This window comes from Streptomyces sp. RGM 3693 (genome assembly GCF_050471125.1).
Lineage (GTDB): Bacteria > Actinomycetota > Actinomycetes > Streptomycetales > Streptomycetaceae > Streptomyces.
In genome coordinates, this window is the sequence record NZ_JBMPPQ010000001.1 from 2948881 (window position 1) to 2965849 (window position 16969).

Annotated in this window: 18 protein-coding genes; 6 read left to right on the forward strand and 12 right to left on the reverse strand. The window is 73.7% G+C overall.

From position 1 onward, the window contains the following. The first annotated feature begins 322 nt into the window (after positions 1 to 322). On the forward strand, positions 323 to 1213 hold the full coding sequence (locus ACO0M4_RS12760) for an RNA polymerase sigma-70 factor (RefSeq protein ID WP_430370031.1): 891 nt from the start codon (positions 323 to 325) through the stop codon (positions 1211 to 1213). Positions 1214 to 1228: 15 nt separating this feature from the next. Here ACO0M4_RS12760 and ACO0M4_RS12765 read toward each other — a convergent pair whose 3' ends face one another. Beyond that, positions 1229 to 1903, reverse strand: coding sequence for an aspartate/glutamate racemase family protein (locus ACO0M4_RS12765; protein WP_430370032.1), 675 nt, complete (start codon positions 1901 to 1903; stop codon positions 1229 to 1231). Between the two features lie 187 nt (positions 1904 to 2090). Between ACO0M4_RS12765 and ACO0M4_RS12770 the strand changes: the two genes are divergently transcribed. Continuing rightward, the gene (locus ACO0M4_RS12770) at positions 2091 to 2837 is read left to right on the forward strand and encodes a GntR family transcriptional regulator (protein ID WP_430370034.1); all 747 of its coding nucleotides are present in this window, start codon (positions 2091 to 2093) and stop codon (positions 2835 to 2837) included. Between the two features lie 87 nt (positions 2838 to 2924). Here ACO0M4_RS12770 and ACO0M4_RS12775 read toward each other — a convergent pair whose 3' ends face one another. Continuing rightward, positions 2925 to 4082: an ROK family transcriptional regulator gene (locus ACO0M4_RS12775; protein WP_430370035.1), complete on the reverse strand. Its 1158-nt coding sequence runs from the start codon at positions 4080 to 4082 to the stop codon at positions 2925 to 2927. Positions 4083 to 4281: 199 nt separating this feature from the next. On the opposite strand from ACO0M4_RS12775, the gene ACO0M4_RS12780 reads away from it, so the two are divergent. Beyond that, entirely contained in the window at positions 4282 to 4815 is a 534-nt protein-coding gene (locus ACO0M4_RS12780) for a hypothetical protein (RefSeq protein ID WP_430370036.1), read from the forward strand. Positions 4816 to 4889: 74 nt separating this feature from the next. Here ACO0M4_RS12780 and mug read toward each other — a convergent pair whose 3' ends face one another. From mug to ACO0M4_RS12795, 3 genes are all read right to left on the reverse strand, one after another. Next, a complete protein-coding gene (mug, locus tag ACO0M4_RS12785) occupies positions 4890 to 5438 on the reverse strand; it encodes a G/U mismatch-specific DNA glycosylase (RefSeq protein WP_430370037.1) in 549 nt (182 codons plus the stop codon). A gap of 12 nt (positions 5439 to 5450) precedes the next feature. Further along, positions 5451 to 6884, reverse strand: a complete 1434-nt coding sequence (gene purB / locus ACO0M4_RS12790; protein WP_430371357.1) for an adenylosuccinate lyase — start codon at positions 6882 to 6884, stop codon at positions 5451 to 5453. 127 nt (positions 6885 to 7011) lie between these two features. Next, positions 7012 to 7167 carry a hypothetical protein gene (locus ACO0M4_RS12795; protein WP_430370039.1) on the reverse strand — a complete coding sequence of 52 codons (156 nt, stop codon included), beginning with the start codon at positions 7165 to 7167 and terminating at the stop codon, positions 7012 to 7014. A gap of 193 nt (positions 7168 to 7360) precedes the next feature. Here ACO0M4_RS12795 and ACO0M4_RS12800 point away from each other — a divergent pair, with 193 nt between their 5' ends. After that, entirely contained in the window at positions 7361 to 7696 is a 336-nt protein-coding gene (locus ACO0M4_RS12800; RefSeq protein ID WP_430370040.1) for a hypothetical protein, read from the forward strand. Positions 7697 to 7754: 58 nt separating this feature from the next. Here ACO0M4_RS12800 and ACO0M4_RS12805 read toward each other — a convergent pair whose 3' ends face one another. Further along, positions 7755 to 8630 (reverse strand): SGNH/GDSL hydrolase family protein, encoded by an 876-nt coding sequence (locus ACO0M4_RS12805; protein WP_430370042.1) that lies wholly within the window; start codon positions 8628 to 8630, stop codon positions 7755 to 7757. A gap of 89 nt (positions 8631 to 8719) precedes the next feature. Between ACO0M4_RS12805 and ACO0M4_RS12810 the strand changes: the two genes are divergently transcribed. Then, positions 8720 to 9343 (forward strand): TetR/AcrR family transcriptional regulator, encoded by a 624-nt coding sequence (locus tag ACO0M4_RS12810; RefSeq protein ID WP_430370043.1) that lies wholly within the window; start codon positions 8720 to 8722, stop codon positions 9341 to 9343. On the opposite strand, the gene ACO0M4_RS12815 is transcribed toward ACO0M4_RS12810, so the two are convergent. From ACO0M4_RS12815 to ACO0M4_RS12840, 6 genes are all read right to left on the reverse strand, one after another. Further along, positions 9318 to 10559, reverse strand: a complete 1242-nt coding sequence (locus tag ACO0M4_RS12815) for an FAD-dependent oxidoreductase (protein ID WP_430370044.1) — start codon at positions 10557 to 10559, stop codon at positions 9318 to 9320. The two genes, ACO0M4_RS12810 and ACO0M4_RS12815, sit on opposite strands and share 26 nt — an antisense overlap. A gap of 178 nt (positions 10560 to 10737) precedes the next feature. Beyond that, positions 10738 to 11757 carry a hemolysin family protein gene (locus tag ACO0M4_RS12820; RefSeq protein WP_430370045.1) on the reverse strand — a complete coding sequence of 340 codons (1020 nt, stop codon included), beginning with the start codon at positions 11755 to 11757 and terminating at the stop codon, positions 10738 to 10740. Continuing rightward, positions 11754 to 13091, reverse strand: a complete 1338-nt coding sequence (locus ACO0M4_RS12825) for a hemolysin family protein (protein WP_430370046.1) — start codon at positions 13089 to 13091, stop codon at positions 11754 to 11756. Before ACO0M4_RS12825 ends, ACO0M4_RS12820 begins: the two co-directional genes overlap by 4 nt. 269 nt (positions 13092 to 13360) lie before the next feature. Beyond that, entirely contained in the window at positions 13361 to 13786 is a 426-nt protein-coding gene (locus tag ACO0M4_RS12830) for a GNAT family N-acetyltransferase (RefSeq protein WP_430370047.1), read from the reverse strand. A gap of 74 nt (positions 13787 to 13860) precedes the next feature. Beyond that, the gene (locus tag ACO0M4_RS12835) at positions 13861 to 14751 is read right to left on the reverse strand and encodes an LLM class F420-dependent oxidoreductase (protein WP_430370048.1); all 891 of its coding nucleotides are present in this window, start codon (positions 14749 to 14751) and stop codon (positions 13861 to 13863) included. A gap of 144 nt (positions 14752 to 14895) precedes the next feature. Then, entirely contained in the window at positions 14896 to 15315 is a 420-nt protein-coding gene (locus ACO0M4_RS12840; RefSeq protein ID WP_430370049.1) for a phage tail protein, read from the reverse strand. Between the two features lie 194 nt (positions 15316 to 15509). On the opposite strand from ACO0M4_RS12840, the gene ACO0M4_RS12845 reads away from it, so the two are divergent. Continuing rightward, entirely contained in the window at positions 15510 to 16967 is a 1458-nt protein-coding gene (locus tag ACO0M4_RS12845) for an aldehyde dehydrogenase family protein (protein WP_430370050.1), read from the forward strand. Positions 16968 to 16969 lie beyond the last annotated feature (2 nt).

Here is a 16969-nt window from a genome sequence, read left to right on the forward strand (position 1 = left end):
TGCGACCGTGTCGCCGCGGCCTCCCCGGCTCGTGCCCGGGGCTGCCCCTCGTCGCCAGCCCGGTCGCCGGCACCGGTGACGAGGTGACTTAGGCCAGTGCCGGGCGGCACGACGGCACTACCGGGACGGGGCCCTCTCTGCCACCGCAGACAGCCGACCGACCCGCGGCGCGGGAGACGGACGTCGGGCGGCCGGCCGGCAGGCCGCACCGGACGACACGAGACGACACGACACACGACGCGAGACGAAGGCAACACCCCGGGAACGTCCCGCCGTGCCGTTTCCGCTGGACAACGCACCATGCGCCCGCTGGGATGGGACGGTGCTGACCGATCCCGCCACCGAGGTCTTCGAGGCCCACCGTCCGCTGCTCCACGGCGTCGCCTACCGGATGCTGGGCCGGGCGGCCGACGCCGAGGACGTGGTCCAGGACGCCTGGCTGCGCTGGTCGGCCACCGACCGGGCCGAGGTCCGCGAACCGCGCGCCTATCTCGTCCGGATCACCACCCGGCTCGCCATCGACCGGCTCCGGCAGATCCAGTCGCGCCGCGAGTCCTACGTCGGGCCCTGGCTGCCGGAACCGCTCGCCACCGACGTCCTGGCACCCGGCCAGGGCGCCCCGGACACCGCCGAACGGGCCGTGTTCGCAGAGACCGTCACCCTCGCCGTCCTCGTCGTCATGGAGGCACTGTCCCCCTTGGAGCGCGCCGTGTTCGTGCTGCGCGAGGCGTTCGGCTACCCGTACGCGGAGATCGCCGCCGGGCTGGAGCGCAGCGAGGCCGCGGTGCGCCAACTGGCGGGCCGGGCCCGGCGCCACGTGGAGGAGGGCCGACCCCGGTTCGACGTCGGTCCGGACCAGCAGCGCGAGTTGACCGAGCGTTTCCTGTCCGCCGCCGCCGGGGGCGACCTGGACGGGCTGCTGAACCTCCTCGCGGCGGACGCCCGGCTGGTCGGGGACAGCGGCGGCAAGGCCAAGGCCCCGCTGCGGATCATCGAGTCCGCCGACAAGATCGCCCGGTTCCTCATCGGCGTCGTCCGGACCGTCCCGGCCGACACGGAGCTCCGCTTCGTCGAACTCAACGGCGGTATCGCGCTGCTGGTCCTCGTGGGCGGCGCCCCGGACTCGGTCTTCCAACTCGGTATCCGGGAGGGCCGGATCCAGACGGTCTACATCGTCCGCAACCCCGACAAGCTGGCGTCACTGGCCCACTAGGACCGATCCGGTCGATCAGCCGCGGACCGGCCCGAGCCGGACCGCGGCCCGCAGGCCGCTCCGCGGGCTCGCCAGCACCGGCACCGCCGCGGCGGTGCCGAGCAGCCCGTGGTCAGTGAACCGTTCCGCGGCGGGTGCCATGGACGCCTGGGCCAGCACCAGGGCGTCCGCCCCGCCGGCGTCCCGCTCCCGCCGCACCGCGTCGATGACCGCCGCCAGACTGCCCTCCTGGTCACCGGCCTCGAACCGCTCCCAGGCGTCGGGAACGAGCACGGTACGCACCTGAACGGCACGCCCGGCCCGGCGGGCCTCGTCGGCGATCAGCTCCGTGGTGGGCGCCAGGGTGCTCTCCACCGTGGCGAGGACCGTGATCCGGGGGCCGGCGGCGACGGCCTCCGCGGCCATCGGCCGGTCCACCCGCAGCACCGGCACACCCAGCGCCGTCCCGGCCGCCTCGGCCACATTGCCCAGTGTCGAGCAGGTGCACAGCACCGCCCGCGCCCCGGCGTGCACCAACGCGCCGAGCGCCCCGGCGACCTCCTCCGCGATCCCGTCGGGCCCGGTCTCCCGCGCGGCGGCCAGGAGTTCCGGCCGTACCAGATGCCGCAGCGGCAGCCCGGGGGCCTCCGTGTCGCGGAGCGCATCGAAGACGGGGACGTGGACCGGGGAAGTGTGCAGCAGAGCGAGCATGACTGGGAGCGTAACGGCCGCCCTACGGGTGGCGGTGGCCGGGTGACGCCGTGGTGGGCGGGCGAAACGGGTGCGGGATTGGTCTTGACCAAGGGTGGGGGTGGTCATATCGTCGGGATACTGCAACAACCTTTAATAAAGAAGCGCTCATTATGAGGGTCCGCTTGCGGGCCCGCGGCTTTGGGGGGTGGGGACCACGCAGCTCGAAACGGCTCCGGAGCCCAAGTACTGGCATCTCAAGACGGTGCTCAGCGACGCGCTGGACACCGAGTTCAGAGTCGGCGAGATCCTGCCCAACGAGCGGGACCTGGCCGCGCGGTTCGGCGTCGCCCGGGCCACGCTCCGGCAGGCGCTCGAACAGCTCGAACTGGAGGGCAGGCTCCAGCGCCGCCGCGGTGTCGGCACCACCGTCGCCCCGCCCCGGGTCGGCGTCGCCGTCGACCCCGCGCGCCACACCTGGCCCGGCGCCGCCGGCGACGACTGGCAGCCGGTCGCCGCCAGTGAGACCGACACGGTCCCCGCCGCGGTGGCCCGCCTGCTGGAGTCCGCCCCCGGCGAGGCCGTCCACGTCGTGCGCCGCAGCCGGGTCTCGGCGGGCCAGCCGGTCGCCGCCGAACTCCTCTACGTCCGGGCCGACACGCTCCCCGACTGCGTCGACGAGGACACCGTCGACCCGGGCGTCCGTGCCCGGGCCGTGCTCCGTGCCCTCCAGGCGCTCGACCTGGACGGCCAGGACCGCACCGTCGAGTTGGGTTCGGCTCGCGCCGAGGACGCCAGGCAACTGGACCGACTGCCGGGCTCGCCCGTGCTCGTCGTCACCACCCGTTACGTCTCCCAGGGCCGGGCCGCGGCCGTCGCGGTCTCCACCTACCGCGCCGACACCTGCCGGCTCACCTTCGGGGAGCGCGCGGCGGAGCCGGTGCTCGCCGGCTGACGAACGGGCCACCACGAACGGGCCCGCACCGGGGAACTCCCGGTGCGGGCCCGTCGCCGTCGTGCTGCCAGGACCGGGGCGCGCGGTTCACCGCCGCCCCGTCACCGTCCCCTCCACCGCGAAGAGTTCGCCCTCCACATGGTCCAGGGCCAGCCGCAGCGCGCCGGTGGTGATCGCGGCCGGGCCCAGCTGCGACAGCACGACCTCCGGCGGGCGCAGGCAGTAACGCGCCAGTTCCCGGCGCAGCGGTGGCAGGACACCCGCCAGGCCCGACGCCCAGCCGCCGATCACCACCAGCTCCGGGTCGAGGGCCAGTACCAGCGCGGCGACGTCGTGCACCAGCCGCCGGATGAAGCGGTCCATCGCCTCCCGCGCCTGCGCGTCCCCGTCCCTGGCCGCCGCGAACACTGCCGCCACCTGCGCCTCGTCCAGCGGGTGCAGCGGCTCCCCGGTCGTCGACAGCAGCGTCTCCGGCGTCGCCTCCCGGCCCAACAGGTGCAGGGCGCCGATCTCCCCGGCCGCACCCCCGAATCCGCGGTGCAGCCGCCCGCCGATCAGCGACCCGGCGCCCGGGCTCAGCCCCGCCAGGACGAACACCACATCACCAGAACCGGTCGCCGCGCCCTGCCAGTGCTCGGCCACCGCCGCCGCGTTGGCGTCGTTCTCCACCAGCACCGGGCAGCGGAACGACCGTCGCAGCCGCTCCCCGAGCGGCAGTCCGGTCCAGCCGGGCAGTGCGGTGCACAGCCGTACGGTGCCGTCCGCCTCCACGATGCCCGGACCGGCCGCCCCGACCGCCCGCAGCGAACTGCGGGCCACGCCCGCCCGGCGCAAGAGGTCGGCCACCAACGCCCGGACCCGCTCCAGCCGTTCGTCGGCCGGCGCGGTCTTGGTCACGTCGCGCTGCGCCGAGTCCAGTACCCGCCCGCTGAGGTCGGACAGCAGCGCCGCGACCCGGTGCGGCCCGATCTCGATGCCCAGCAGGTGGCCGGCCTCGGCACGGAAGCGGAACCGGCGGGCCGGCCGCCCCTGACGCCGGGTCTCGCCCTCCTCGGCGGGTGCCTCGGCCACCAACCCGGTCTCGACGAGCCCCTCGATCACGCCCTCGACGGTCGGCCGGGACAGGCCGGTCACCTGGACGAGATCGGTGAGCGTGGGGGAGTCCGCGGCGCGCAGCGCGTGCAGCACCACCGCGGAGTTGATCCGTCGCAGCAGGGAGGGGTCCCCGCCGGTGAGCCGACCCAAGGTCCGTCTCCTCGCCTCGCCTGTCTGGCGGATCGTAGCCGGTCAGCGGGTGTGCGGCGAGTCCCGAGGACCGCGCGGACGCCGGACCCCGGCGGCCTCGCGGCGGTGGCGCGGACCGCGCGGACGGCCAATTGTCAGACCCCGGCGGTTTACTGACGGTATGACGACAGAACCGAGCCACAGCACGCGGAAACCGCCGATGACCCCGCCGACCCCGATGCTCCCGCCGACCCGGACGAACCCGATCACGCCAGCGGCTCCCGCGCCGCAGGGGCCCGCGCCGCCCGGCGGACCGCCCGCCGCGCTCGCCCTGCTCGACGCCTTACGCGCCCGCCCCTTCCCGGAGCGCAGGGAGCACACCGCGGTCGGCAGCAGCGGGCCGGGTTTCCACGTGGCGCGGCTGTGGGCGAGCGGCCCGCTCTGGGACGCGGATCCGGCGGACGCCGCGGCGGCCCGCGAGCAGTGCGTGGACGAACTCGCCGCGCTGGTCGAGGTGGCGTTCTTACGGTGGGGCGAACCCGTCGTCCACGATCTGGCGGACGCGCTGGACCGGAGCGCACGGGGGCTGCCCGTCCCGCCGCCGCTGGACCTGCTCTGCGGGCTGGTGCCGCGGGTGTACGCCTGGTCGGACGGCGCCCGCTGGGTCGCGGTCGGCGCCGGGCCGCTGGACCCCGGGCAGCCGTGCCAGGTGCTGGCGGCCATAGCGCAGGGCCGGCTGCCGAGGGCCGAATAGCCGTGCCGTCGGTAGCCGGCCGCCGGTGGGCTCGGGCGCGTCGCGGTCCGCCGCGCTGCGCCGCCCGCGGTCCGTCAGGACTCGGTGGAGGCCGCGGTGCGCAGCCGCCCGTATTCCTCCGCCATGGTCTCCAGTGTCCAATGGGCGTTCAGGCCGCTGGGGTTGGGCAGCGCCCAGATACGGGTGGTGCCCAGGGTGCGTTCCTGCGGGCCGATCGCGGCGTGCTTGTCGTCGAAGGCGACGCGGTAGGCGGTGACGCCGGCGACCGCGAGCCAGCGGGGCCGCAGCCGGGCCACCTTCTCGGCCAGCAGCCGGCCGCCCTCGCGGTACTCCTCCGCGGTGAGCTCGTCGGCCCGGGCGGTCGGCCGGGCCACGACGTTGGTGATGCCCAGCCCGTGGTCCAGCAGTGCGCTCTGCTCGGCGGGGCGGAACTGCCGGGGGGTGAAGCCGGCGGCGTGCAGGACGGGCCAGAAGCGGTTGCCGGGCCGGGCGAAGTGGTGCCCGGTGGCCGCCGTCATCAGTCCGGGGTTGATGCCACAGAACAGCACCCGCAGCCCGCCCGTGACCACGTCCGGGACGACGCGGTCACGAGCGGCCTCCAGTTCCTCGGGGGTGAAGCGCACGTCAGCCCCGGGTCAGAGGATCGCGCCGGGGGCGTAGGCGGCGGCCTCGGGGTGCTGCTTGGCGATCTCCTCGATCCGGGCGACCACCGCCGCCACCTGGTCGCCGGCCGCACCGGTGAAGGACAGCTTGTCCGCCATCAGGGCCTCCAGCTGGGCCTTGTCCAGCGGGATGCGGTGGTCGGCGGCCAGCTTGTCCAGCAGTTCGTTGCGCTCCGCGCCCTGCTCGCGCATGGCCAGGGCCGAGGCGACCGCGTTCTCCTTGATCGCCTCGTGCGCCTCCTCGCGGCCCACCCCGGCCCGCACCGCGCCCATCAGGACCTTGGTCGTGGCGAGGAAGGGCAGGTAGCGGTCGAGCTCGCGGGCGACCACGGCGGGGAAGGCGCCGAACTCGTCGAGCACCGTCAGGAAGGTCTCCAGCAGGCCGTCCAGCGCGAAGAACGCGTCCGGCAGCGCGACCCGGCGGACCACCGAGCACGAGACGTCGCCCTCGTTCCACTGGTCGCCGGCCAGCTCGCCGGTCATCGAGGCGTAGCCGCGCAGGATCACCATCAGGCCGTTGACGCGCTCGCAGGAGCGGGTGTTCATCTTGTGCGGCATCGCCGACGAGCCGACCTGGCCGGGCTTGAAGCCCTCGGTGACCAGCTCGTGCCCGGCCATCAGCCGGATCGTCTTGGCCAGCGACGAGGGCGCGGCGGCCAGCTGCACCAGCGAGGTCACCACCTCGTAGTCCAGCGACCGCGGGTAGACCTGGCCGACGGAGGTGAACGCCTGCCCGAAGCCGAGGTGGGTGGCGATCCGCTGCTCCAGCTCGGCGAGCTTCCCGGCGTCCCCGCCGAGCAGGTCGAGCATGTCCTGGGCGGTGCCGACTGGGCCCTTGATGCCGCGCAGCGGGTAGCGGGAGAGCAGTTCCTCGGCCCGCGCGAAGGCGACCAGCAGCTCGTCGGCGGCGGTCGCGAAGCGCTTGCCGAGGGTGGTGGCCTGCGCGGCGACGTTGTGCGAGCGGCCGGCCATGACCAGCTCGGTGTGCTGGGCGGCCAGCGAGGCCAGGCGGGCCAGTACGGCGACCGCGCGGTCCCGCACCAGTTCCAGCGACAGTCGGACCTGGAGTTGCTCGACGTTCTCGGTCAGATCGCGGGAGGTCATGCCCTTGTGGATCTGCTCGTGCCCGGCCAGGGCGTTGAACTCCTCGATCCGGGCCTTGACGTCGTGCCGGGTGACCTTCTCCCGCTCGGCGATCGAGGCCAGGTCGACGGTGTCCAGCACCCGCTCGTAGTCGGCCAGTGCCTGCTCGGGGACGGCCACGCCCAGGTCCTTCTGGGCGCGCAGCACGGCCAGCCACAGCTTCCGCTCCAGCTTGACCTTGTACTCGGGGGACCACAGCACGGCCAGCTCCGCGGAGGCGTAGCGGCCGGCAAGGACATTGGGGATGCGAGGCTTCGCAGACACAGCAGTCACGTGGTCAGAGTCTACTGGCGATTTGCGCAGGCCAGCGCCCCGGTCCCGGCTGTGCTTTCCTACAGGCGCCGCGTCCGGTGTGGGCGCGCGCCGCCGGGCCGCGCCTCGGCCCGCGCCGTCAGTCCTCGTCGTCCTCCGCCCGGCGCTCGCCCTCCGCCTGGGACGGCTGGGTGCGCATCGTCTCGGGGTGCCGCGGCTCGGCCGGATCCCTGTCCTCGTCCAGTCGCTCGCCCTCGGCCTGCGACGGAGTCGTGTACTCGTCGTACTGGCTCATGGTCGCCTCCGTGCGAATCGGAACGTATACCGACAAAACGAGCGTAACGCCTGGATCGATCGGCAGCCCGGGCCGTGCCCACCCCACCGCGCTACCCCCGGTACGCCCCCGCCCGCCGCGTGCCCTAGCCTGCAACGCCGTGCACGGGGCGCGGGGCCCGTCATGCTGTCAACCAGGGGGCTGCCTCATGCGTTTGGCAACCACGCTTCTCCTCCTGCTCGGTGCCCTGTGCGGGGTCGCGCTGACCGCGGTCGCCCATGCGGCGCCCTCGGACCGCCCGGTCTCGTACGCGGAGTCCGGGCGGAGCGGGGGCAGCGGCAGTCACGGCAGTTTCGGCGGCGGCGTCAGCAGGGGAGGGTCCTCCCGCGGTCGCGCGAGCTCCAGCTGGCACCGTCACACCGGCACGAACAGCGGCTCCCGCCACTGGATGAAGCCGTGGGAGGTGATCCTCGTGCTGATCGTCTTCGTCGGCTTCTTCGGTTACCTCGGCTACCTCGGTGTCAAGAAGGTGCACAGGCTCCTCGGGTAGGGCACCCGGCGGCCCGACCTTCCCGGCGCGGGGGACCGCAGCCGGGGCGGGCCGAGGATCACACCCCCACCGCTCGCCAGTCGGTCACCAGGCCGGGTTCGGCGGGGTCCGCAGGGCTTATCCAGAAGGCTTTGCCCAGGTCGGCGCTGAACTGGGCGCCCGTCCGGCCGTCCCCCGAGGAGCGTCCGGTGAGCCGGCGGCCGATCCACGGCACCAGGTGCTCGCGGGCGAACCGCAGGTCGGCGGTGCGCCGGGCCGCCCAGCCGGGCGGGGCCGCGGGCGGCAGCGGTGCGTCCCAGTCCGAGGCGGCGGGCAGCCCCAGGGCCTGCCAGACCGCCTCGGCGACCCGGCGGTGCCCCTCGGCGTTCAGGTGCAGCCGGTCCTCGGCCCACATCCGCGGGTCGGCCAGCGCCTGGGAGGCGTAGAGGTCCACGACCAAGGCGCCGTGCCGGGCGGCCAGTTCGTCGATCCGCGCGAAGAGCTGCTCCATCCGCGGCCGGAACCGCTCCAGCACCGGCCCGCGGCGGCCCGGGCTGCGCATCAGCACCAACTGTCCGCCGCCGCGCGCCAGGAGTTCCGCGCAGTCCGTGAGGCGTGCGCACACCTGCGCCACATCGCACTTGGGGCGCAGTACGTCGTTGAGCCCGCCGACCAGCGTCACCAGGTCCGCGCCCATGGAGGCGGCCGGGCCGCACTGCTCGTCGGCGATCTGGTCGATGAGCTTGCCGCGCACGGCGAGGTTGGCGTACCGGAAGCCGGGCGGGTCCGCCGTGGTCGGGTGCTCCCCGGCCGACTGCTGCGCGAGGGCCGCGAGCCGGGCGGCGAGCAGGTCCGCCCAGCCCCGGTAGGAGCCGTCCGGGAGGCCGTCCGACATGCCTTCGGTGAAGCTGTCGCCGACCGCGACGAAACTGGTGTAGGGCACATTCGTCTCCATGGCGCGGTGATCCTATCCCGCGGTGTACGGTCGACAGCGGCCGGAGTGCGGGCCACCCAGAGGTACGGAAAGACAGAGGTGGGCGTGGGATGAGTCCTCGGCGGAGCGCGGATCCCGAGGCGGCGACGTTCACCGAACGGGCTCGTCGGCAGCAGCTGATCGACTGCACCATCGACCTGATCTCCACCCGCGGCTACCCGGCCACCTCGCTGTCCGCGATCGCCGAGCGGGCCGGGGTCTCCAAGGCCGCGGTGCTCTACCACTTCTCCTCGAAGGACAACCTCACCCGCGCCGCGCTGGCCCAGGTGATGGAGCAGTTCGGCGGCTACGTCCGGGAACGGGTGGAGCGGGCCCCGGACCTGTTGGCCGCCGTCGTCGCCTATGTCCACGCGATGATCGGCTACCAGGGGGACAATCGCCGCCAGGTCCGGGTGATCACCGAAATGCTGCTCGACGACGACGGCGGCACCCGCCTGAAGGCGCCCGGGTCGCACGACACCTACGACCGCTGGCAGGCCCTCGCCGGTCTCTTGGCGGAGGGTCAGCAGGCGGGTGTGCTGCGGGAGTTCGACCCGCGTACGGTGGCGCTGGCGATCGGCGGCGCGATCGACGGGGTGATCGGGCACTGGCTGGCCCACCCGGACCTCGATCTGGACGCCGCCGCCGCCGAGTTGGAGACCTTCACCCTCAACGCCGTGGCGCGCCGGGACTGACCTTGGCGAAGTCCGGGGTCGGCTCGGGCCGGATGCCGATGCCGCCGAGGTAGCCGGTGACGGTCCGTAGCGCCGGCACCCGCCGCAGCAGCCTCATCGGCACCGGCAGTCGGTCCCCGCGCAGCGTGCCGTCGAGTGCGGACCGGATCATGGCGTGCTCGCCCTCCTGCGACTTCTGGACCACCGCCATCGGCCACTCCCGCCGCCGCTGCACCCGGGCCAGGTCATCGCTGCCGACGGTGCCGCGGCGCAGGGGGGCGGCCAGGAGCCGGGCGGCGGCCACCGCGTCCTGGAGGGCGAGATTGACGCCGACCCCGCCGACCGGCGACATGGTGTGCGCGGCGTCGCCCAGGCACAGCAGGCCGGGCCGGTGCCAGCGCCGCAGCCGCCCGAACGTGACCTCCAGCAGTTTGACGTCGTCCCAGGAGCCGATGGTGCCGGTGACCTCGTCGTCCCAGCCGAACAGCGCGCCCAGCCGGTCCCGCAGCCACTGGATGTCGTGGCGGCGCATGGCGGCGTCCTGGCCCTTGCCGATCAGGTAGGAGGTCTGGAAGTACGTGCCGCGGTCCATGGTGACCGCGGCCTGGCCGCCGCCGAACCGTCCGAAGACCCGGCCGCCCTTGAGGGCGTCGGACGGTGCGTCCACCCGGATCTGCCAGACGTCCATCGGGACGTCGAAGTACCGCTGCCGCATCCCGGCCGCCGCGCGGATCGCGGAGTCCCGGCCGTCGCAGGCGACGGTCAGGTCAGCGGCCAGTTCCCCGGGCTCGCCGTGCTCGTCGACGTAGCGCACTCCGGTCACCCGGCCGCCCTCGGTGCGCAGCCCGGTGGCCCGGGTGCGCATGCGCAGGGTGAACGAGGGCTCCTCGGCGGCCGCGCGGGCGATCAGGTTGAGGAAGTCCCACTGCGGGACCATGGCGAAGTACTTGTGCCGGCCGGGGATGCGCCGCATGTCGGCCAGCACCACGGTGGTGCCGTCGATCTGCGTGCGCATCTCCTCCAGCTTCGGGAACGGCAGCCGGGCGAACTCCTCGCCGAGGCCGAGGTCGTCCAGCAGGTTCAGGGTGGACGGGTGGACGGTGTCGCCGCGGAAGTCGCGCAGGAAGTCCCCGTGCTTCTCCAGGACGGTCACCTCGACGCCGGCCCTGGCCAGCAGGAGCCCGAGCATCATGCCGGCCGGGCCGCCGCCCACCACGCAGCATGTCGTGCGGTCCATGGTGTTGCCCCCTCATTGCGTGCGCGTACGGATGCGTGACCGGGTCGCCGCGGTGTTGCACACACGCGACTGACCGATCGGTTAGCAATCTAACCGATCGGTCAGTGAGGGGTTTGCGTGGGGTGCCACCGGGGGCCGGCGACACGAGGTCGCCACTGGCCCCCGGCGGGCGCGAAGATCAGGCCGTGGGCTGTTGCAGCACCAGCTCCCGCAGGACGTCCTCCATCGTCACCAGTCCGGCCAGCCGGCCGTCGTCACCGATCACCGCGGCCAGGTGCGTACGCGAGCCGCGCATCGCGGTCAGCACGTCGTCCATCGGGGTCGCCGCCCGGACCCGGGCGATCGGGCGCAGCGCCGACACCGGGAACGGCGCGGTCCGCGGGGCGGCGTCCAACGCGTCCTTGACGTGCAGGTAGCCGAGGATGCGCCGGGTGTCGTCGACGACCGGGAACCGTGAGAACCCGGACTCGGCGGCCAGGTGCTCCAGCTCCTCCGGGGTGGTCCCCATCCGCGCCGAGACCACCTCGCCCACCGGGAGCACCACATCGCGCACCGGGCGGCGGCCCAGCTCCAGGGCGTCCCGGAGCCGCTCCTGGGCCCGCTCGTCGAGCAGCCCGGCGGCCCGCGAGTCCTCGACCAGTTGGGCCAGCTGGGCATCCGAGAAGGTGGCCGCCACCTCGTCCCGGGTCTCCACCCGCAGCAACGCGAGCAGGCCGTTGGCCAGCGTGTTGATGGCGAAGATCACCGGGCGCAGCGCCCGGGTCAGCGCCACCAGCGGCGGGCCGAGCAGCAGCGCGGTGCGGACCGGCTCGGCCAGCGCCACGTTCTTCGGGACCATCTCGCCGAAGAGCATGTGCAGATAGGTCGCCACGGCCAGCGCGATCACGAACGAGATCGGGTGGATCAGCGCGGCCGGGATCGACACCGCGTCGAACACCGGCTCAAGGAGGTGCGCGATGGCAGGTTCGGCGACCGCACCCAGCACCAGCGTGCACAACGTGATGCCCAGCTGCGCCGCGGCCAGCAGCGCCGAAACGTGCTGCAGACCCCACAGTACGCTGCTCGCCCGGCGGTTCCCGGCCTCCACGTGCGGTTCGATCTGGCTGCGGCGCACCGAGATCAGCGCGAACTCGGCGCCCACGAAGAAGGCGTTGACGACCAGTGTCAGCAGACCCACGAACAGCTGGAGCGCGGTCATCGGCCGACCTCCTGGGCGTCCGGGGTGCCGGCCGGCGGGGCGTGCAGCAGCACCCGCGCCGCACGGTGGCCGGAGGCGTCGAGCACGTCCATCGTCCAGCCCGCCACCTCCACGCTGTCGCCGCCCTCCGGGATCCGCCCCAGTTCGGTGGCGATCAGCCCGGCCAGGGTCTCGTACGGGCCGTCCGGCAGCCGCAGTCCGATCCGCGCCAGCTGATCGGCGCGGGCCGCGCCGTCGGCCTGGTAGACCGCCCGCCCGGCCGCGTCGGTGCCGGCCGGGGCCAGGTCCGGGATCTCCAGCGGGTCGTGTTCGTCGCGGACCTCGCCGACCACCTCCTCGACGATGTCCTCCAGCGTGGCGACCCCGGCCGTGCCGCCGTACTCGTCGATGACCACGGCCATCGTCCGCCGGCCGGACAGGCGGTCCAGCAGCCGGTCCACGGTCAGCGTCTCGGGAACCAGCAGCGGTTCGCGCAGCAGCTCGGAGACCGGACGACGGGGCCGCAGATGGGCCGGAACGGCCAGCACGTCCTTGATGTGCGCCACACCGACGACGCTGTCGAGGTTGCCGCGGTAGACCGGGAAGCGGGACAGTCCGGTGGCCCGGGTCGCGTTGGCGACGTCCTCGGCGGTGGACTGCACCTCCAGGGCCACCACCTGCACCCGCGGGGTCATCACGTTCTCCGCGGTCAGATCGGCGAGGTTGAGCGTCCGAACGAACAGCTCGGCGGTATCGGCCTCCAGAGCGCCCTCCTTCGCGGAGTGCCGGGCCAGCGCCACCAACTCCTGCGGGCCGCGGGCCGACGCCAGCTCCTCGGCCGGCTCCAGGCCCAGCCGGCGCACGGTCCGGTTGGCGGTGTTGTTCAGATGGGTGATCAGCGGTTTGAAGGCGGCGCTGAATCCGCGCTGGGCGGTGGCGACGCGCTTGGCGACGGCCAGCGGGCTGGAGATCGCCCAGTTCTTGGGGACCAGCTCGCCGATGACCATCAGGACGACGGTGGAGATCGCGGTCCCCAGGACCAGCGCCACCGAGTCCGCGGCGGACCGTGGCAGCCCGATCGCGGTCAGCGGACCGTCCAGCAGGGTCGCGATGGCCGGCTTGGAGAGCATGCCGATGATCAGGCCCGTCACGGTGATGCCGAGTTGGGCGCCGGACAGCTGGAAGGTCAGGCCGCGGACCGCCTTGAGGGCGCTGTCCGCGCCGCGCTCGCCGCGGGCGGCGGCGCGCTCCAGGTCGCCGCGCTCGACCGTCGTCAGCGAGAACTCTGCCGCGACGAAGACGCCGCAGGCCAGGGTCAGCAGGAGCGCCACGGCCAGTAGGAGCAGGTCGGTCATCGGTTCACCTCCGTCCCATGGTCGGACACGTTCGGGAGGTTCGCGCCCCGTCGACGGGGCGCACGACAACGACAACTAGGAGGCTCGTCCATGGCTGGACGCTCACACACCTTTCGTAGGGGAAGGAGTTCCGGGAGTCGGCACTCCCGGACGTCCATGGTAAAGGGTCGGCAAAGTTCGTGGGCCGGGGAGTGGCGTGGCAGGGGGAGGGGAAGCGGCGGAGCCCGCCCCCTGGTGCGGGGACGGGCTCCTCGTGGCCGCTGCGGCACTCAGGCGTCCAGCGGTTTGACCCAGCGGCTCCACTGCGGCTCCGGCGCGTACCCGGCCGCCCGCCACGCATGGTGCGCCGAGGCGTTGCGGTCCAGCACCATCGCGTCGCCCCGCCGCCCGCCGAGCGCGCGGAACCGCTCCTCGGCCGCCGCCAGCAGGGCACCGCCGATCCCGCGCCGGCGGTGGTCGGGATGGACCGCCAGCCGGTACAGATGGCACCGCCAGCCGTCGAACCCGGCGATTACCGTGCCCACCAGCTCCCCGTCGTGCTCGGCCAGCAGCAGTGCCTGCGGGTCGCGGGCCACCAGGCGCGCCACGCCGTCGGCGTCGTCGCTGATGCTGGTGCCCTCCGCGGCCATCTTCCAGAAGCCCAGGACGGCGTCGAGATCGGCCGGGCCCCCGGCCCGGATGTGGAGATCAGTCATGGTCGGATCCCATCACCGGGCCCGGAGCCCTGTCGATCCCGTTTCGCGCTGCGGACCGGCGGCCAGCCTTGCGGTCAGCTGCCCTTGAGCTCCTCGACGACCGGTGCGAACGCCTCCAGGAACGGATCCAGGACGGTGACGTACGAGAAGCCGTACCGCTCCCGGCGTTCCCGTAGCTGTTCGGCCATCTGCGCCGGCGTACCGATCAGCACCGTCGGCACCTCCAGCGCCTGGTCCTCGTCCACCCCGACGCCGCGCGCGGCGAACTCCCGGGCGGCGGCCCGCCGGTCGTCGGTCACCAACACCTGCTGGACGAGGATGTTCAGCTCGGCCGGCTCCGCGCGGTCCGCGGCGTAGTCCTGGTACGCGGCCACCGACGCGGCCACCTTCTCGGCCGGCAGCAGCTCCAGCGTGCCCTCCGGCTTGCCCGGTGCCTGCCGCGCGCCGGTGAACGCCGCGATGTCCGCGTGCCGCGCCGCCAGCCGCAGCATCCGCGGGCCGTTGCCGCCGATCAGCAGCGGCGGGCGGGGCCGCTGCACGGCCTTCGGCAGGTGCTCGGGGTCGCCGAGCAGCCGGTCCAGCTCCGTGATCGTGCGCTCCAGGTGGTCCACCCGCCGACCGGGGGTCCCGAAGGGGAGCCCGGCCGCGTCGTGTTCGGCCTGGACGTACCCGGTGCCCAGGCCCAGCTCCAGTCGTCCGCCGGTGAGGGCGTCGGTGGTGGCCACCTCGCGGGCCAGCAGGGCAGGGTTCCAGAAGCCGGCGTTCAGGACGAAGGTGCCCACCCGTGGGCGCTCGGTCGCCTCCGCCGCGGCCACCAGCGCGGGGAACGGCGACGGCCACCCCAGGTGGTCCGGGACGAGTACGACGTCATAGCCCAACTCCTCGGCGCGGCGGCACTTCTCGCGCCAGGCCGTACCGGTGTCGAGGGTGAGCATGGTGACGCCGAAGCGGAACGGACGTGGCATGAGGCCCCCTGGAGACGTGGTCACCGCGGACGTGGATGACCGGCAACGGGTATGCAACCACGATCGGTTCGACGGTGTACGCGAGGGAGTCCCGGCCCGCGGCGGGCGGCACCGGGACTCCCGGGTCGGGAGCCGGCGGCCCGGTCAGGCCGAGACGGTCAGTTCCTCGTACGCCAGGGTCACCGATTCCTCGGCGGTTTCGTCGCCCGTCCCGTCCGCCGGGGTCTCCCATGCGGTCGGGAGGGCGCCGGCGAGGTGGTAGCGGCGCAGCGGGGTGCGGTCGGCGGCGTAGTGGACCACCGTCACCGCCTGCCGGGACCGGTCGGAGCCCCGCTCGGCCAGGCATCTGATGAGCCAGTCGGTGAAGGCGGCGCTCTGGTCGGGGCCGCGCACGATGGTGACCTCGCCGGGCCGCCCCACCCCGTCGGGGAGCGGGTCCCCGCCGGGCGGTGCGGTGTCGAACGCCGGGCCGGACACCGAGCGGACCGTTTCCACCTGGAACGTACCGAGTTCGACCGTGACGGCCGCCGGGTGCCAGGCGTCGGGAGTCTCTTCGATGGGCATGGGCCTCCTCCGTGCACAAGGACGGGGCCGGCCGGCCCCGTACCGGTAGCCCGACCGCTGCCCGAGCCGGTCCGGGCCCATTCCGGGGCTCGCTCGAACGGCGGCAGGAAGAACGATTCGGCTCGCTCGAACGGCGCTGTGCCCCGCCGGCGCCCCGATAGGAACCGGCTATCGGCCGCATTCGCAAGCCGTGGATGGTGCCCGGCCGCGCCCTGGGCCAGCCTGGCGGCAACCAGACGTGCGACGAAGGGGCAGGACATGACGGACGTTCCGCAGCGGCAACCCGTGTCAGCGCACCATCTGCTGAACTTCAACGACGGCCGCTGGGCCCCATCCGGCGGGCCGCCCACCTCACCGCTCTCGGCCGCCAACTCGCCTACCGGGAGGAGGAGTTCACCGCCGCCATCACCCGCGAACAGGGCAAGCTGCGGGCCGAGGCGCGGGCCGAGGTGGCGCGCGCCCGCGCGGTGCTGGAGTTCACCGCCGGCCAGGCCCGGCTCCTCGGCGGGGTCACCGCGCCCGCCGAGGAGGACCGCACCTTCGCCTACACCTTCCGCCGCCCCCTGGGCGTCGTCGGACTCGTCTCGCCCTGGAACTTCCCGCTCGCCATCCCGGTCTGGAAGGTCGCCCCGGCCCTGCTCTCCGGCTGCACCGCCGTACTGAAACCCTCCCAGCTGACCCCGCTGACCGCCGCACTGTTGACCGACGCGGCACAGCGGGCCGGGGGCCCCGACTGCGTGCTCAACCTCGTCCAGGGGGACGCGGCAGCCGGCGCGGCCCTGGTCGCGGACCCCCGGGTCGCCGGCATCAGCTTCACCGTCTCGCTCGCCGTGGGCACCGCCATCCACACCGCCGGCGCGCCCCAGCACCTCCTCCGCCAGCCCGAACGACAGCGTTATCCCGGCGCCCCCCACGCCGTTGACCACCGTTACCCCGGGCTCCGGCTCGGCCACCAACTCGGTGCGGCCGTCCCGCAGCGACGGGTAACAGCCGGTCCAGCGCTCGGTGATCCGAGGGTCCGGGATCCGCGCGAACTCCCGCAGCGAGCCGAGGATCGCCTGGTTGATCTCCTCACTGGCGAACGGGTCGTGGGTGGCCGCGTACGCATGGCTGTCGCCGATCGTCAGCCGGCCGTCCGCGGTCTGGGACAGCAGCACGTGGATGCCGTGCTCCCGGTGGAACGGCAGCTCCGCGCGCATCCGGGCGTCCAGCGCCGCGCGGGTCGTGCAGTCCTCGAACGCTGCAAAGTGCAGCAGGGTCAGCCCGCCGCACAGCATCGGCCCGAGCTGCCAGCCGTCCGGCTGCGTCCCCGTCCGCAGCATCTGGAGCTTGCAGCGCACCAGCCCGCTCTCCCGGAACACCTCCGGATAGCGGGTGGCGAAGTCGTTGCCGCTGCACACCACGATCCGGTCGGCCCGCCATTCGCCGTCGGTGGTGGACAGCCGCGGCGCCGCGATCCCGTGGTCGGCGGTGACCACCAGCACCGCGCCGAGCGCGTCCAGCCGCGCGAAGTAGCCGTCGAGCATGGCGTAGAAGTCGTTTGCGACCGGCGCACCGGGGGCGTGCTTGTGCTGGACGTAGTCGCTCAGCGACAGGTACATCAGGTCCGGCCGCTCCCGTTCCAGTACGTCCACGCCCGCGGCCAGCACTAGTT

Bases quoted from the DNA above. Each gene is read 5' to 3' on its own strand.
- ACO0M4_RS12765 (WP_430370032.1), bottom strand. From the start codon at position 1,903: ATGCTCGCTCTGCTGCACACTTCCCCGGTCCACGTCCCCGTCTTCGAT.
- ACO0M4_RS12780 (WP_430370036.1), top strand. From the start codon at position 4,282: ATGACCCCGCCGACCCCGATGCTCCCGCCGACCCGGACGAACCCGATC.
- ACO0M4_RS12795 (WP_430370039.1), bottom strand. From the start codon at position 7,167: ATGAGCCAGTACGACGAGTACACGACTCCGTCGCAGGCCGAGGGCGAG.
- ACO0M4_RS12805 (WP_430370042.1), bottom strand. From the start codon at position 8,630: ATGGAGACGAATGTGCCCTACACCAGTTTCGTCGCGGTCGGCGACAGC.
- ACO0M4_RS12810 (WP_430370043.1), top strand. From the start codon at position 8,720: ATGAGTCCTCGGCGGAGCGCGGATCCCGAGGCGGCGACGTTCACCGAA.
- ACO0M4_RS12815 (WP_430370044.1), bottom strand. From the start codon at position 10,559: ATGGACCGCACGACATGCTGCGTGGTGGGCGGCGGCCCGGCCGGCATG.
- ACO0M4_RS12820 (WP_430370045.1), bottom strand. From the start codon at position 11,757: ATGACCGCGCTCCAGCTGTTCGTGGGTCTGCTGACACTGGTCGTCAAC.
- ACO0M4_RS12825 (WP_430370046.1), bottom strand. From the start codon at position 13,091: ATGACCGACCTGCTCCTACTGGCCGTGGCGCTCCTGCTGACCCTGGCC.
- ACO0M4_RS12830 (WP_430370047.1), bottom strand. From the start codon at position 13,786: ATGACTGATCTCCACATCCGGGCCGGGGGCCCGGCCGATCTCGACGCC.
- ACO0M4_RS12835 (WP_430370048.1), bottom strand. From the start codon at position 14,751: ATGCCACGTCCGTTCCGCTTCGGCGTCACCATGCTCACCCTCGACACC.
- ACO0M4_RS12840 (WP_430370049.1), bottom strand. From the start codon at position 15,315: ATGCCCATCGAAGAGACTCCCGACGCCTGGCACCCGGCGGCCGTCACG.
- ACO0M4_RS12845 (WP_430370050.1), top strand. From the start codon at position 15,510: ATGGTGCCCGGCCGCGCCCTGGGCCAGCCTGGCGGCAACCAGACGTGC.